We start from the raw sequence: 13,709 nt of genomic DNA, 5'->3' as shown, positions 1-13,709 counted from the left end.
CGCGAGTAAAGTTATTGTTTATTTGGCTAAATGAATAAATACTTACTTTGTCTTTTTGTTGCTTACGCAGCTGTAACCGCTCCGTTGAGCGCTCAGTCGTTCAAAGCCAAACACCTGCAGGAAGCGACGATCGCCAGTGTGCACGAAGCCATGCAGGCGGGTAAAGTAACGGCTGAACAGCTGGTTCAGTTATACCTGGACCGGATCGACGCCTACGATAAACAGGGGCCGTATCTGAATGCCCTTATCATGGTAAATCCCAGGGCATTGACCGAAGCCCGACGGCTCGACTCGCTCTACAAAGCAAGCGGGAAACTGGTTGGCCCGCTGCACGGGATTCCCATCATTGTGAAAGATAATTACGACACCTACGACATGCCGACCACTAATGGTACGCTGGCCATGAAAAACTCGATTCCACCCGACGATGCCTTTGTCATCAAGCGAATTCGGGAAGCGGGAGCGATCCTTATTGCCAAATCGAATCTGGCTGAGTTTGCCATGTCGGGACAGTTTTCGGTCAGTTCTATTTTGCCGGGCTACTCCCGCAATCCATACGATACCAGGCGCACAACGGCGGGGTCGAGTGGGGGGACGGCGGCTGCCGTAACGGCTAATTTTGGCACGGTCGGGCTGGGTACGGATACCGGAAGTTCCATTCGTGGGCCAGCGTCGCACCAGAGCCTGGTCGGTTTTCGCCCCACACTGGGGCTCGTCAGCCGGGATGGCATTGCCCCGCTGGCCATGACTAACGATACCGGCGGACCAATCTGCCGAACGGTAGACGATGCCGTGAGAGTGCTTGATGTAATTGCGGGATACGATAAAGCCGATACCATGACCAGCAAAAGCCAGGGTAAAATTCCCCGGACATACCGCCAGTTTCTGGATAAAAATGGGCTGAAAGGCGCTCGTATCGGGGTATTTCGGCAAATGATTATGCCCAAAAATTCAGATCCGCAGGTGTATGCGCTGTTCAACAAGGCGCTGGATGAACTTCGGGCGGCTGGCGCTGTTGTGGTTGATTCGGTTCGGGTGCCCGAACTGGACACCATCAATAAGTCATTTGATACCATTCCGCAATTAAGGCGCGATTTCAACCTGTACCTGGCTAATCTGGGGCCCAACGCTCCGCATAAAACCCTGGCATCCATCATTAAGTCGAAGCAGTTTCATCCGTATCTCGAAAAATCATTGCTGGATGCCCAAGCTGATACGCTGGCTCCCGAAGCACATAAAGGCTGGGGGAAGAATCTGGCCCTACGCGAGCGGCTGCGTCAGTTGTTGCTGCGGGCCATGGACTCAACGCAGGTCGATGCGCTGGTGTATCCATCGTTCAGTTATCCACCCCGGTTGATCGGGGATTTGAACACGCCTTCGGGAACGAACAATAATGCCTTATCGCCACCAACCGGCTTTCCAGCTTTCTCGGTGCCCATGGGCTTTACGTACGGTAACCTGCCTGCCGGTTTGCAATTCTTCGGCCGACCCTACAGCGAACCAACACTCATCAGGTTAGTGTATGCCTATGAGCAGGCAACGCACCATCGGCAACCACCCGAAAGCACACCCGTCCTGTCAAAAAGAAAGCACAGAAACGGGTTTGTTCATTAGCAGAGCCGGTCTACGTTGAACGCAGAAGAGCCCGGTACATACCGGGCTCTTCTGCGTTCAACGTAGGGTTTACCGTTTAAATGCCTAATGGACCGCCCAGGGTAACGTTTGCATCTACACTATGCGCTACATGGCGGCTTTCGTGATGACTGCCGGGGTGCCTGTCTTCTTCCTCTTTCGAGCGGGTGTTGACAAATGATTCCGCAAGAATCGTCAGCTTTTTATCGGTCTCTTTCTCTTCATCCAGCGTTTGGGCCAATAACTCGGTCGATTGGTTGAAGTCCAGCATTTTGGCCAGCGTCAGCAACGAACCATAGGCGGCAATTTCGTAATGCTCAATTTTCTGGGCCGCAATAATAAGGGCAGCGTCCCGGGTTAATGAGCCGGTCTCTGTGTCGGATACGGCCCGCTTGGCGTCACTAATAAGTCCATCAATGGCATCGGTTATGCGTATCTCGGTTTTTACGCCAATAATCCGGAAGATCTCTTCCAGTCGCTCAACCTGAATACGACTTTGCTCCTGGTGTGCTAGGAAAGCACTCCTTACTTCGTCTGTTGTACTGGCTTCCGCCTTATCGCCAAGGGCCTCGACAGCCCGTTTTTCACTATAATAAATACTTTTTAGTTCACTGATAAACAAATCCCGTAACCCTTCGTCGGTGGTGGAATCGTTGCCACTAAAAAAACTCGCGATCCTATCTGCAAGAGCTGCCATAACGTTTAATTGAGTTAATGTACATTGCTTATTAAACGAACTAGCGGCTAATTCTATGCCAGAAATGGCCCAACTGAAGGTATTAAACTTATTGCTTACCAAACGGTTAGTTCATTAACAATATTTTGGGTAGTAAAAGGCTTAACTATCAGGTGAGTTATGTTGCGCGAAGTCTTCAGTTGTTGTCCCATCTTACAAGCGGTTGCGCGCTTGAGGTTACCTTGCCCCACTTATGACCCCAAAATCGAGAAATGCTTCCCCATGTTTAGTTGAAAAAAATGGACACGATATGAAAGCGACCGACCGCGGGTGAGGTTTGATCTGGCTGGTTCGTGTCCTTACGGACCAGCCAGATCAAACAATCAATTATTCTCGCGCAGGTAAATGTTATTGCTGATCGACTCCAGCCGAACGGCTGGCCCTCCACCGTGCAGCGTTCCTTCGAGCAGGTAACCGACGATCGGGTTCTTCTCCTTCTTCCCTTTGAAATCAATAGACAGATTAGAGTAAACCTCGCCCGTAATGGTTTTCATCGCCACATCGGCTCCTTTGGCTTTCGGCCAGTTCATGTCAACAAAACCGCTGATGGTTTTGGCCGATACAGACGCTGTGGCGCCCTGAATATCAATATTACCGTTAATCGTCTCCAAGTTTAACCGGGCCTGTCGGGGCAGAAAAACCTGATAATTAATTTCGCTGCACAGGGTGTACCGGACACCGTCACGGCCATTGTTCCAGGCGTGGCGCTGGTTGGGACAATCTTCCGGTTTCCCCTGCTTAATCAACTCCTGATCGAAGTCGGTTTGAAGACTCACTTCGTCGGTAGTGGAACCGGAGGTGACCAGCAGGGCATCATTCAGCTTATCTCCGTTTATGGTAACGGCAATTCGGACGAGGGCCGTGGGTTTATCCCAGTACCGCACCCGAATGCTGTCGGCAAATTTTAGGTTGAGATTCACGAGCTGGCCGCTGGCGACGGGCAACGTTTTTTCGATGATCTTCTGCCCGAAGGCGGGCCGGATGAGCAAGCCAAGTAGTATCAGGAATAGACTGTTTTTCATGATCGTGAACAGAGGAGTTAAACATTACTTTTGTTTCCGGATATAGATGTTGCTGGTAATGGTGTTGAGTTTCATTTCAACACCACCCCCGTTTGTGGTGCCGTCGATGTCGTGCCCCCCGCCAACCTTCGACATACCATCTTTCGACGTTTTCACGCCCAGATCAAAGTCCGTGTACATTTCTCCGTTGATTGACCGGAGTTTTAGGTCGGCTTTAGCCGTGGCGGGCAACGTAATATCGAGCGCACCATTTATCGTTGAGATGGCCGTTGGTTTCTCCTGACTCAGGGTAGAGTACACCACTTTAACCTCACCATTGATGGTATTGGCAACAACGGGCCCGGTTACATTCGTTAGGTTGACGGAAGCGTTATTGGTCTTAATCTCCAGGTCGCCGTCCATGTTAGTAATGCTTATCAGCGATCCCTGCCAGTTCGTTTCCTTGTAGAGCAGCGCCACTTTGCGGGGTAGCCTGATGGTGTACCTGATTGGCTTGCGCGTCGCCTTTTCGATGCGAAGACCACCATTTTCAGTTGTTACGGCCAGACCAATACCGGAGTTGTCGACGTTCGAGTTGTAAAGTGGCTTCAGGCCTTTGGCGCGTTCGGGGGGCGCTTCGTAGCCCGACGAAGCCACTATGATGACCTCATCGCTATTATGTCCTTCTATTTTGAGCGAGGTGGCATCCAGCTCGATCGTCACCTTCCGGTCTTTGCTATTGGCTAATTTAGTCTTGTATTCCTGAGCCTGGATGGGAGCCAGGCTCCATAACAAGCCGGCGATCAATAAAATGATTCTGTTCATGATTTGATGATTAGGTAATGAATTGTGGATCAGGGGAAACCGCCAGCGCTGCTACCCATGAACGGTTGATTTATGACGGTATATGCTGGGCTTGGTTCAATCGGAGAATGCCTTCCTTGGCTTTCAGCCGTACCACGTCGAGTAGCTGCTGATTTTTGACCAGCTGTTTCATTGGATTGACTGCCCGCTTCTCCTTGATGGCGACCAGTATCTCGATGAGCGTTATCTGAATATTCGGGTCCGTCTGAATCTGGAGCGACTGAATGAGGGCATCGCGCACGTCGGGCTCGTTCTCGAAACGGGCCAGGGCCTGGCAGGCGGCCAGTCGCACGTTCACGTTGGCATCGAAGTTAAGCGTGTTAATCAGTAGCTGCGTAGTGGCCTGATCAGCTTCGCTGAGTTCATAACTTTGATTAACCGCCTGAATGCGTTCGCTGGCTGATGTTTTGGGTAGTTGCTCAAACGCCAAGACCTTTTTCATCTCCTGGGCGGGTGCCGAATCTGCCAGATTCGGACCAGCCTGGTTCGACCGCCAGTTGGTATACCCGATCCCCCCGGCAAACCCCAGAATAAGCAGGGTTACGCTAGCTGCCAGTCGTAAACCCCAGGTCGCAAATCGGTTGAACGGGCTGACGTGCGGGGGATTCAGTTTGGCCGATACCTGGCTCGTGGCTGCCAGAGAGGGGTGTTCGTTCCGGGCCTCGACAACGTAGCGAAATAGACCGGCATGGGCTTCCAGATGCGCCGGAAGGGTGTCCTGCTGGAAAAACTGCCGTAACTGCTTTTCTTCGGCCAGTGTTGTTTCGCCGTTGTAGTATCGTTCCAGCAGCGCTTCAATGTCCTGCTTCATAGTCGTTCGTTTTGGTGTAGTGGTCGCGCAGCCGTTGACGGGCCCGCGACAAAATCACACGTATGTTGTTGATACTAAGCCCTGTTACCTCTTCAATCTCTTCGAATGTATACTCTTCGACGTCGCGCAGGTGAAGAATGAGCTTTTGTTGATCGGGTAACTCGTTGATCAGCCGATGCATGAGTCCGGCACTGTCGGCAAACTCCACGCGCTGGTAAGGCGAAACGTCGTCCGTTTGCACATCGGGCAAATCGAAACCATCGGCGGTTTTCTGCCGGGCGTGTGCTTTCAACCGATCCAGGCAACTGTTTTTGGTCATTTGCACCGCCAGCGCTTCCACGCTATGGTAGGTATCCAACTGCTGCCGATTGGTCCACAGCCGCAACAACACATCCTGCATCGTATCTTCGGCTTCTTCGCGGTTGCGTAAAAACAACTGCGCCAGCCGAAAAAGGCGTCCCTGAACAGGCAGTATCCGTTGTTTGAAGGCGTGTAGATCCATTTCAATGACAAAGACGACTCAGGTATTGAAACATTACAAGGCTGCGGAATTTATTTTTTTTGACTGGCTGATTTTAACCGGGTTAAACTCGGGCTTGGACCGCCTGGAAGACCGCTCAAGACAATTACGGGCTATACGAAAGGGCGTCCTCTGGCCAGAAGACGCCCTTTCGTATAGCCCGTATCGAGAAAGAATTGACTCAGACTTTTCGGATCAAATTCAGCAGTTTGCGGTCTAGTTTATAGCCATGCCAATCGTCATAGGCTACGTCGGAGCGACCCGAGTTGAGAATGCCGAAGTCGCCGATGAACTCCCACAGGGCAAACCCAATGCCGTTGGTCGACAGGATGTCCAGCACGTCGCCAAACCAGGCCAGAAAAACGTCGTGGGGTGTTTTGTTCCAGCAGCCGCATTCGCCACAGTGAACCCCCACGCCTTTGTTAACCAGCTCGATCCAGGGTTGATAGAAGGTTTCCAGCATGGCCCGGCTCAGGTATTTGTCGCCCACTTGTCCCGGCCATTTGGGTTCGGGCAGATGCTCCGGGTCTTTGTTTGCCCAGGGCGCTTTGTAGTGAGAAATAATACCCGGCGTGTAGCCCCGGCAGCTTTGGGCAATGTTGAGATCGACAATGGATGATATGACGGACGAACCCGTATCGTTACCATCCGCGATGATCAGATGGGTCTTGTTTTCTTCCCAGATGGCCTCGGAAGCGGCTAACGCAACTTTTCGGTACACATCCCCCGGAACGCTGCCCCGTTTTGAGTGCTGGTCGTTCATATCGGCTCGCAGGCTGGGCTCGTTCAGCAAATCGAAACTGATTTTCTTCGACGACACATTTTTATACCGGTTAGCCCACATATTCCAGTGAAAGCAAAAAGCATCGAGGGCGGCTTTGTCGGTCCAGAGGTTGTAGGGTTCGTAAAATCCGGCATTCACGCAATAGCCTGGTGCCCGGTGCAGGTTCAGGCTGACGTGCAGATTGTGCTTGTGCGCCAACGAAACCAATTTGTCAATGCGATCAACGGCTTGCTGGTCAATTTGATACACCTCATCGGGGGTGATGTTTCGACTCCGGTCGAACCTGAGGTAATACGGGTACGCCATAGGAAGCCGGATGAAGTCGAAGCCCCAGTCCTGCATCCATTTCAGGTGGTCTTCCTGCGTTGCCTGCCGACTTTTGGCTGGGTCAGGCGAGAAGAAATCCAGCAGGTTAAAGCCTTTCCAGTTGGGCAGTTTGTTTCTGGCGGGTGCTGGTTGTACCGATGTAGCGAACAACTCCGGTCCTGCGGTGCTCAGGGCTGCCGAAAGCAAACCCGTATTCTGAATAAACGTTCTGCGTTGCATGAAGACTAGAGCATGACCATAAGTCAATCTACTGTAAGTAAAATCCAGGGTGCCATCGTCTTATAGAAGAAGTCCAGCCTTGGGTATATCCGGTCAAAGACCGGGCGTTTAAAAGAAAAATCTATGATCATGAAAAAAACCATTTTCTCGTTGTGTTTGGTCGCAGCGGTAGCCTTGAGTCTGACCGACGGATTTGCCCAGAAAGGTAAGCCGTTGTATACCTTTCCGATTGGCGTTGAGTCCTATACCTACCGGGCCAGTTTCCCTAAAAGCGTCATTGCTACCCTGGATACCATCAAAGCGCTGGGCATCATCGATATGGAGGCTGGCGCGCCGAAAGGAATGACGGGCGCGGAATTTAAAAAACTGTGTGATGAACGGGGTATCCGCATTTCGGCCACGGGGGCGGGTTACGAGCAGATCGTAAAAGACCCGATGGACGTCGTTAATAAAGCGAAAGAGCTGGGCGCTTCGTTTGTGATGGTCGCCTGGATTCCGCACCAAAAGGCTAACTTCAACCTCGACAATGCCAAAAAAGCCGTTGACGATTTTAATCGGGTGGGTAAGGTTTTGCAAGAGAACGGCCTGACATTCTGTTACCATAACCATGGGTACGAGTTCCACCCATACGAAGACGGTACGCTGTATGATTACATCGTAAAGAACACCAACCCTAAGTATGTCTCCTTCGAAATGGACATTCTGTGGGCGCAGCACGGCGGAGCTGACCCCGTTGCGTTACTGAAAAAGTACGGTAATCGCTACAAACTCATGCACCTGAAAGACCTCAAAAAAGGCGTCAAAGGCGACCTGACCGGCGGTACTCCTCCCGAAAACGATGTTACACTGGGCGACGGTCAGGTGAATATCCCGGAAATTATACGGTTAGCGAAAAAGGCGGGCGTGAAGCATTATTACATTGAGGATGAGAGCAATAAGGAGTATGAGCAGATGCCCAAAAGCATTGCGTACCTGAAAAGCCTGAGGGAGTAAAATGAGTTTTGGTGAAGTTAGGGAAGTGCCATTTTGTAAAGTCAGCTTCTTAAAGCTGACTTTACAAAATGGAGCCGTATGTCTACAAAAAGAAACGGCCGCTAGTCAGTTGATTAGCGGCCGTTTTTACGTCAAGATTTTCGTGATTGATCACTTGACTTGCGTACTTTGTCAGTAATCAGGTGATCAATAGGCCGGACCTTTGTCAGGTACTAATTACCTCAAGTTCATGAAAACGCTTTTAAAGTCCGAAGAGTTAATCCAGTTTCTGGCCGCTATTTATCTGTTCTCCCGCCTGAGTTTTGCCTGGTGGTGGTTTCCCGCCCTGATCCTGGTTCCCGATGTCAGCATGATTGGCTACCTGGTCAATCCGCTTGTCGGGGCTGTCTCGTACAATATCGTTCATCACAAGGGCCTGGGTATCGTGATCGGGCTACTTGGCCTGATGGCGGGTAACCAGACCCTTATGCTGGCGGGCATCATTCTATTTGCGCATTCGAGTATGGACCGGATGCTGGGCTACGGGCTGAAATATGCCGATAGCTTCAAGCACACAAGTCTGGAAAATCTGTAACCGATTGGTGCCTGGGCCGGTTATCCAATTTTGAGTACCCATACAGGTTGCCCGGCTAACTGCTGACGAACCTTTTCCGGAATAACAACATGGAGCCCATCCTTTGTTTTGCTCATTTTGAGCGATTGGGTAGTCCCCAGAACGGTTACTTTGGCCGTTGGAGCCACTGTAAGAGCAGGCAGGGCCACGCTGGCCGGCAGTTGCTTCTCGGCATCTGTCGGTAAATAGGATGCGTAGACCGATTTGCCGGTCGAGGTGAACGCCCATTGCCCCTGCCGATAGGGGGCCAGTGGTTTGGTTCCGTAAATCGACTCGCCGTTCACGGCTATCCATTTGCCGATTTCCTGCAGTCGCTGGTAGGCTTCCTCATGCCATTCGCCATCGGGACCAGGGGCAATGTTGAGCAGTAGATTGCCGTTTTTGGCTACAATGTCCACCAGGGTTTGCACCAGTTTCCGGGACGACTTGAAGTTTTCTTTCGGCACGTAAGACCAGCTGTTGCCCATTGTCATGCAGCTTTCCCAGGGAATGGGCATGTAATGATCCGGAATCGACTGTTCGGGGGTGACGTAGTTCTCAAATTCACCCGGTACTGTACGGTCAACCACCAACAGGCCCGGCTGATGCTTGCGCGCCATGCCGGCAATGCGGGCCATGTTGATGTCCTGATCGTAGGGGATGGTACGTTGCCAGCTAATGGTCGAATCGATGCTGCTGAACGGACGAACCCAGCCGCCATCGAGCCACAGAATGTCTACTTTTCCATAGTCGGTCATTAACTCTTCGATCTGGTTGTAGGTGAAATCGCTGAATTTTTTCCAAAGCTCGGGGCGTTTCTTCGGGTCGTAGCTCACGTTCCGATCTTTTGGCGGGAAATAGGGCCACCAGTAGTTTTCGGTATGCCAGTCGGGTTTGGAGAAATACGTGCCTACCATGAATCCCTGCTGCCGAAAAGCGCCCAGAATCTCTTTTGTTACGTTACTGCGCGGATTCGACGAGAAGGGCGTTTTCTTGTCAGTAATCTTGTAGTCGGTCTGTTTCGTGTCGAACATACAGAATCCGTCGTGGTGCTTGGTCGTAAAGACCATGTATTTCATGCCGGCACTCTTGGCGGCATTGGCCCAGCGTTCGGGATTGAATTTAACCGGGTTAAACGTTGTCTGAAGATTCTCGTACGCCTTTTTGTAGTCGAACCAGTTGGCCGAATGAGGCCCTCTTCGTTCGCACCAGCCTTCATCTTCCGGGCAGAGTGACCACGATTCAACCACGCCCCATTCGCTGTACGTGCCCCAGTGCATCAGTAAGCCAAATTTTGTGTCCTGCCAGTTTTCCAGTTTCTGCTTCACCTGCGCATCGGTAGGCCAGATGTACTTATCGTGTTTCTGCTCCGAATGTTGCTGGGCAAGTGCCGGTACAGAAGCGGTAAGGAGTAGTGAGAAAACCAGGTGGGTGATCTGTTTTTTCATTGATAGGTTGATTAGCATGCAGTTAGACGTGCGCCAGTTGTAGCTGGCTGGCGCTTGATCCATCCAGTGCTTGAAGAAACGAAAAAAAACGCTTGGTTCGGCAAATTTGGGCAAATAGGGCTTGTTGGTTATGCTCAGATTTTCGCGATTGGTCAGTCGATTTGCGTCGTTCGTCAGCGACCCCCTGGCGGACCTGCCTGACCTTTGCTGTGCATTAATCAACCCGCAAAACGCATGCATGAACAACCCACTATCCTTGTGCTGGGGGCAACTGGCAGTATCGGTTATGCCGTCACCGCCAACCTGCTCGCCCGTCAATTGCCCGTAACCATTCTGGTCCGCAACCGGGCCAAAGCGGAAGCCCTATTCCAGAATCGGCCCACGCTGACCATCGTTGAAGGTGACGCACAGGATGTCGCCTTACTAAACCGGACAGCTAGAGGAAAAGATTTTATCTTTCATGGCATCAATTACCCCTACCATAAGTGGTTTGGCAACATGGACGCCGTTACGAGCAAGGTGATTGATGCGGCTCACCAGACCCGCGCCACCATTATTTTGCCGGGAAATGTTTACAATTTCGGCCTCGCAACGGAACCGATTCGGGAAGACAGTCAGCCCAACCCATGCACCCGGAAAGGTCAGCTACGCGTCGAGATCGAAACTAGGCTGGAGCAGGCTGCCAGAGCGGGTAAATGCCGGGTGCTCAACGTACGACTACCGGACTTCTGGGGCCCAAACGTACTAAACGAAGGCATGAAACCTATTTTCGACAATGCCCTTAAGGGAAATGCGCTGCCCTGGATTGTGAACGCCGACATTCCGCACCAACTGGTTTACACGAAAGATGCCGCCGAAATTATTGTCCGGCTTCTTTTGCGGGCATGGGCTAGTCGGATACAACCGGCGGATGCGTCTTACGCTGTCTGGAATTATGGTGGTATCACCGTACCATCCATGCGGGCCTGGTTCGGACAGATTAACGAACTGACGGGGAAACCGACGAAGGTTCAGCTGTATAGTCGCTTAATGATCAGCTTTTTGGGCCTGTTTCTGCCTGTGTTGCGGGAGGTTAAAGAAATGCTCTACCTCTACGACAGTACGATTCTACTCAATGATCAGAAGGTTCGGGCGCTCTTTCCCGATTTTCGGCCAACGCCCATGAACGAGGCATTAAGTAACACACTGGCCTGGTACGCCCGCCAACGTAAGGCTGACTTCCGGCCCGCAAGTACGGGTCAGTAGAAGCGAACGTTTGCTGGATAAAGGAGCCTTATCTTCTCAGACTAGCAGACTGGAAATCTGTATTACCGGGCTTTAGTCGATACGCACCGGGCGTGAGGCCGGTCCATTTTTTGAAGGATCGGAAAAAGACACTCGGTTCGGCAAAACCCAGCAGGTAGGCAATGTCGGTAGTGCTTAAGGTTGATTCGCGCAGATGGCTGACGGCCAGCTCTTTCCGGGTTTCGTCGAGTAATTGCTGGTAGGACGTTCCGGATTCCTTCAAATGGAGCTGGAGCGTCCGGATGCCCATAGCCAGGCGGTCGGCAACGGCAGCCAGAGCGGGTTCTTCGCCTTTCATAAGCGAGATGATCTCCGATTTCACCCGGCTGCTCAGTGACGGGGTTTTGAGTTTGTCTAATGTGTCTTTCGCGTGCTTTTCAACGAGTGACAATATCGTTGGACTGGCATTCAGTACGGGCAAGTCGAGCAGGGCGGCATCCATGATCATCACGGTTTCGGGCGCGTCGAAGGTCAGGCGAGCGGGGGCAAAAACGCGTTCATGCTCCGTTGTATCCAGCGGTTTCGGATAAGCGAATCGAATCGCCTGAACCTCGATGCGTTGTCCGGTCAGGGCACGCATGGCCGACAGGTAAATCGACAATTCAGAATTGAGTACGTGTTGCGGGTAAATAATGTCATCGCTGATTATCCGGAGCGACAGCATGAACTGTTTTCCCGATGCGGGCGATTGTATATGGCTCCCCGTTGTCAGAATACCTTCGCAGGAAATATCCTGATAGCGACAGAGTTTGTCAAACGCCTGACCCAGTGTTGGGCTATGCATCATGACATACGCCAGCACGCCAATGGCTACCGGATTGATCATCTCACCAAGCTGTAACGCAATGTTCGCATCGCCGGTGACTTCTGTAACCTCACGCCAGAGCGCCTGTACCTGCCGAATCAGTACACGCCCGTCGGGGTCGCGCAGTTGTTCCGCCGGGATCCCGATAGCCCGGATCAGGGCGTCGGCGTCGGCCCCCCGTTGCTGGGCCGCAAATAAAATCAGATTAATGGAAGCGACGGAAAGCGTGTCGTTGGTTGATTGTCGAGTCATTTAGGAGAAGATTCGGTTGTGGGAAACGATAAGGTCAGGGAAAATACAACTGGAAATTTCACCAGATTCGTAAACGTCGACCAGCACATAAGTCTCCTCTTCCAGGACATAGACATGAACGGTTTTCTCTTTCGGCTGAACAATCCAATACTCGCGAACACCCGATTCTTCGTATAAATTAAATTTTTCGTTGAAGTCATTTTTTGCTGTTCGGGGCGACGTAATCTCAATAACCCAGTCGGGTGCACCCAAACAACCATCATCATCTAATTTACTGAGATCGCATATTACACATATATCTGGCTGAACCACCGTATGCAGTTGGGCCGGCTTTCGCTCATTGCGCACCGGCAACCGAACATCGAATGGGGCATCATATACTTTGCATGATTTATCCTCGAAGTATTTAAGCAAGGCAAATTCTAAATTTACGGATGCGTCCTGATGCCTTCGCTTTAGAGCAGGCGACATCCGGTACAGTTTTCCTTTAATCAGTTCAACGCTCTCGTCAAACTGCCATTTCAGGTAATCGGCATAGGTATACCTACCGTTCGGATCGAGTTGCGAAATGTCGGTGATCATGCGTTGTCTTTAGCGATTTGATTCCGCAAGCTCCTGAAATAGTCGGACGTGTGCAACAACCGGCTGCCGTACCACGAAAACACTTCACCATCCACTAGAATTACCTGAGCCGACGGGCAAATTCGCTGTAGCTCATCCACGTGTTTCTTCCCGAAAGGGTAGGGCTCCGACGATAAAAAGAGGAGATCTGGCTGCGCTTTCTGCAAATCATCGGGGGTAATTTGGGGGTAACGAGTCTGGTTCGCAAACGCGTTCGTAAAACCAGCTACGGCCAGCATCGAATGAATAAACGTGTTGCTGGCCGCAACCATGTAGGGTTTCCGCCAGATTAGGTACGCCACAGACAGGCCCACTGGTTGAAACGAAGGGCACAAACTGGATTCGATTCGCTGGGCCAGTTGATCCGCTTCAGTTGACCGCCCGACCAGCGTACCCACCTCCCGAATCATGCGTAAGGCGTCGGATAGGGTAGCCATGTCCGTAACATGAACGGGGTGATGGCGCTGTAGTTCTTCGACTTGTTCGCGGGTGTTTTCTTCCTTATTGGCAATAATCAGATCAGGCATGAGTTCCCGGATTCGATTCAGGTCAAGGTCCTTAGTACCACCTACGAGAGCCTTCTGTCGAACTTTATCTTCCGGATAGGCACAAAACTTTGTGATGCCTACAATCGCCTGATCCAGCCCCAGATCGAAGAGCAATTCGGTTTGCGAGGGGACCAGTGAAATGATGCGCTTGGGATGCATAGACCGACATTTAACCAGTAAAAAAGGCGACTCAGCGTCCATTTAACAACCTTCAAAAAACTTTTGGCGGAGAGTTCTTAATTTAATGCAACGTTTACTCCTGGAATCCCTTA

At 51.5% G+C, this 13,709-nt stretch carries 14 protein-coding genes; 4 read left to right on the top strand and 10 right to left on the bottom strand.

Features of this window, described 5'->3' with window-relative positions:
* Nucleotides 1-30 precede the first annotated feature (30 nt).
* Nucleotides 31-1,614, top strand: coding sequence for an amidase family protein (locus tag ACYU87_RS05755; protein ID WP_461133068.1), 1,584 nt, complete (start codon nucleotides 31-33; stop codon nucleotides 1,612-1,614).
* A 76-nt stretch (nucleotides 1,615-1,690) separates the two neighbouring features.
* Here ACYU87_RS05755 and ACYU87_RS05750 read toward each other — a convergent pair whose 3' ends face one another.
* The 6 genes from ACYU87_RS05750 to ACYU87_RS05725 all read right to left on the bottom strand — a co-directional run bounded on the left by ACYU87_RS05750 (nucleotide 1,691) and on the right by ACYU87_RS05725 (nucleotide 6,894).
* The gene (locus tag ACYU87_RS05750) at nucleotides 1,691-2,329 is read right to left on the bottom strand and encodes a YciE/YciF ferroxidase family protein (RefSeq protein WP_461133067.1); all 639 of its coding nucleotides are present in this window, start codon (nucleotides 2,327-2,329) and stop codon (nucleotides 1,691-1,693) included.
* 362 nt (nucleotides 2,330-2,691) lie between these two features.
* A complete protein-coding gene (locus tag ACYU87_RS05745; protein WP_461133066.1) occupies nucleotides 2,692-3,390 on the bottom strand; it encodes a DUF4097 family beta strand repeat-containing protein in 699 nt (232 codons plus the stop codon).
* A 24-nt stretch (nucleotides 3,391-3,414) separates the two neighbouring features.
* Nucleotides 3,415-4,194 (bottom strand): DUF4097 family beta strand repeat-containing protein, encoded by a 780-nt coding sequence (locus tag ACYU87_RS05740; RefSeq protein ID WP_461133065.1) that lies wholly within the window; start codon nucleotides 4,192-4,194, stop codon nucleotides 3,415-3,417.
* A 70-nt stretch (nucleotides 4,195-4,264) separates the two neighbouring features.
* The gene (locus ACYU87_RS05735; protein WP_461133064.1) at nucleotides 4,265-5,044 is read right to left on the bottom strand and encodes a HEAT repeat domain-containing protein; all 780 of its coding nucleotides are present in this window, start codon (nucleotides 5,042-5,044) and stop codon (nucleotides 4,265-4,267) included.
* Entirely contained in the window at nucleotides 5,028-5,546 is a 519-nt protein-coding gene (locus ACYU87_RS05730; RefSeq protein WP_461133063.1) for an RNA polymerase sigma factor, read from the bottom strand. The genes ACYU87_RS05735 and ACYU87_RS05730 overlap by 17 nt, the downstream gene beginning before the upstream one ends.
* A 199-nt stretch (nucleotides 5,547-5,745) precedes the next feature.
* Nucleotides 5,746-6,894 carry a glycoside hydrolase family 5 protein gene (locus ACYU87_RS05725; protein WP_461133062.1) on the bottom strand — a complete coding sequence of 383 codons (1,149 nt, stop codon included), beginning with the start codon at nucleotides 6,892-6,894 and terminating at the stop codon, nucleotides 5,746-5,748.
* Nucleotides 6,895-7,023: 129 nt separating this feature from the next.
* Here ACYU87_RS05725 and ACYU87_RS05720 point away from each other — a divergent pair, with 129 nt between their 5' ends.
* Nucleotides 7,024-7,887, top strand: a complete 864-nt coding sequence (locus ACYU87_RS05720) for a sugar phosphate isomerase/epimerase family protein (RefSeq protein ID WP_461133061.1) — start codon at nucleotides 7,024-7,026, stop codon at nucleotides 7,885-7,887.
* A 229-nt stretch (nucleotides 7,888-8,116) separates the two neighbouring features.
* Nucleotides 8,117-8,461 (top strand): DUF4260 domain-containing protein, encoded by a 345-nt coding sequence (locus ACYU87_RS05715; RefSeq protein ID WP_461133060.1) that lies wholly within the window; start codon nucleotides 8,117-8,119, stop codon nucleotides 8,459-8,461.
* Nucleotides 8,462-8,481: 20 nt separating this feature from the next.
* Here the strand turns inward: ACYU87_RS05715 and ACYU87_RS05710 are convergent, their stop codons facing one another.
* Nucleotides 8,482-9,927, bottom strand: coding sequence for an alpha-L-fucosidase (locus ACYU87_RS05710; protein ID WP_461133059.1), 1,446 nt, complete (start codon nucleotides 9,925-9,927; stop codon nucleotides 8,482-8,484).
* A 234-nt stretch (nucleotides 9,928-10,161) separates the two neighbouring features.
* Between ACYU87_RS05710 and ACYU87_RS05705 the strand changes: the two genes are divergently transcribed.
* Nucleotides 10,162-11,172, top strand: coding sequence for an NAD(P)H-binding protein (locus ACYU87_RS05705; protein WP_461133058.1), 1,011 nt, complete (start codon nucleotides 10,162-10,164; stop codon nucleotides 11,170-11,172).
* 28 nt (nucleotides 11,173-11,200) lie between these two features.
* On the opposite strand, the gene ACYU87_RS05700 is transcribed toward ACYU87_RS05705, so the two are convergent.
* Genes ACYU87_RS05700 through ACYU87_RS05690 form a run of 3 tightly spaced genes read right to left on the bottom strand, consistent with a single transcriptional unit; the run spans nucleotide 11,201 to nucleotide 13,596 of the window.
* The gene (locus ACYU87_RS05700; RefSeq protein WP_461133057.1) at nucleotides 11,201-12,268 is read right to left on the bottom strand and encodes an AraC family transcriptional regulator; all 1,068 of its coding nucleotides are present in this window, start codon (nucleotides 12,266-12,268) and stop codon (nucleotides 11,201-11,203) included.
* Entirely contained in the window at nucleotides 12,269-12,850 is a 582-nt protein-coding gene (locus tag ACYU87_RS05695; protein WP_461133056.1) for a Uma2 family endonuclease, read from the bottom strand.
* Nucleotides 12,847-13,596: a helical backbone metal receptor gene (locus ACYU87_RS05690; RefSeq protein WP_461133055.1), complete on the bottom strand. Its 750-nt coding sequence runs from the start codon at nucleotides 13,594-13,596 to the stop codon at nucleotides 12,847-12,849. Before ACYU87_RS05690 ends, ACYU87_RS05695 begins: the two co-directional genes overlap by 4 nt.
* Nucleotides 13,597-13,709 lie beyond the last annotated feature (113 nt).

It is taken from the genome of Spirosoma lituiforme (assembly GCF_054776635.1).
The sequence above is the reverse complement of the archived record's forward strand: the minus strand, read 5'-3'. Positions and strand labels throughout refer to the sequence as shown.

Coding starts and splice junctions, on each gene's coding strand:
- ACYU87_RS05700 (WP_461133057.1), bottom strand. CDS start 12,268: ATGACTCGACAATCAACCAACGACACGCTTTCCGTCGCTTCCATTAAT.
- ACYU87_RS05745 (WP_461133066.1), bottom strand. CDS start 3,390: ATGAAAAACAGTCTATTCCTGATACTACTTGGCTTGCTCATCCGGCCC.
- ACYU87_RS05730 (WP_461133063.1), bottom strand. CDS start 5,546: ATGGATCTACACGCCTTCAAACAACGGATACTGCCTGTTCAGGGACGC.
- ACYU87_RS05695 (WP_461133056.1), bottom strand. CDS start 12,850: ATGATCACCGACATTTCGCAACTCGATCCGAACGGTAGGTATACCTAT.
- ACYU87_RS05720 (WP_461133061.1), top strand. CDS start 7,024: ATGAAAAAAACCATTTTCTCGTTGTGTTTGGTCGCAGCGGTAGCCTTG.
- ACYU87_RS05750 (WP_461133067.1), bottom strand. CDS start 2,329: ATGGCAGCTCTTGCAGATAGGATCGCGAGTTTTTTTAGTGGCAACGAT.
- ACYU87_RS05755 (WP_461133068.1), top strand. CDS start 31: ATGAATAAATACTTACTTTGTCTTTTTGTTGCTTACGCAGCTGTAACC.
- ACYU87_RS05735 (WP_461133064.1), bottom strand. CDS start 5,044: ATGAAGCAGGACATTGAAGCGCTGCTGGAACGATACTACAACGGCGAA.
- ACYU87_RS05710 (WP_461133059.1), bottom strand. CDS start 9,927: ATGAAAAAACAGATCACCCACCTGGTTTTCTCACTACTCCTTACCGCT.
- ACYU87_RS05715 (WP_461133060.1), top strand. CDS start 8,117: ATGAAAACGCTTTTAAAGTCCGAAGAGTTAATCCAGTTTCTGGCCGCT.
- ACYU87_RS05705 (WP_461133058.1), top strand. CDS start 10,162: ATGCATGAACAACCCACTATCCTTGTGCTGGGGGCAACTGGCAGTATC.
- ACYU87_RS05725 (WP_461133062.1), bottom strand. CDS start 6,894: ATGCAACGCAGAACGTTTATTCAGAATACGGGTTTGCTTTCGGCAGCC.
- ACYU87_RS05740 (WP_461133065.1), bottom strand. CDS start 4,194: ATGAACAGAATCATTTTATTGATCGCCGGCTTGTTATGGAGCCTGGCT.
- ACYU87_RS05690 (WP_461133055.1), bottom strand. CDS start 13,596: ATGCATCCCAAGCGCATCATTTCACTGGTCCCCTCGCAAACCGAATTG.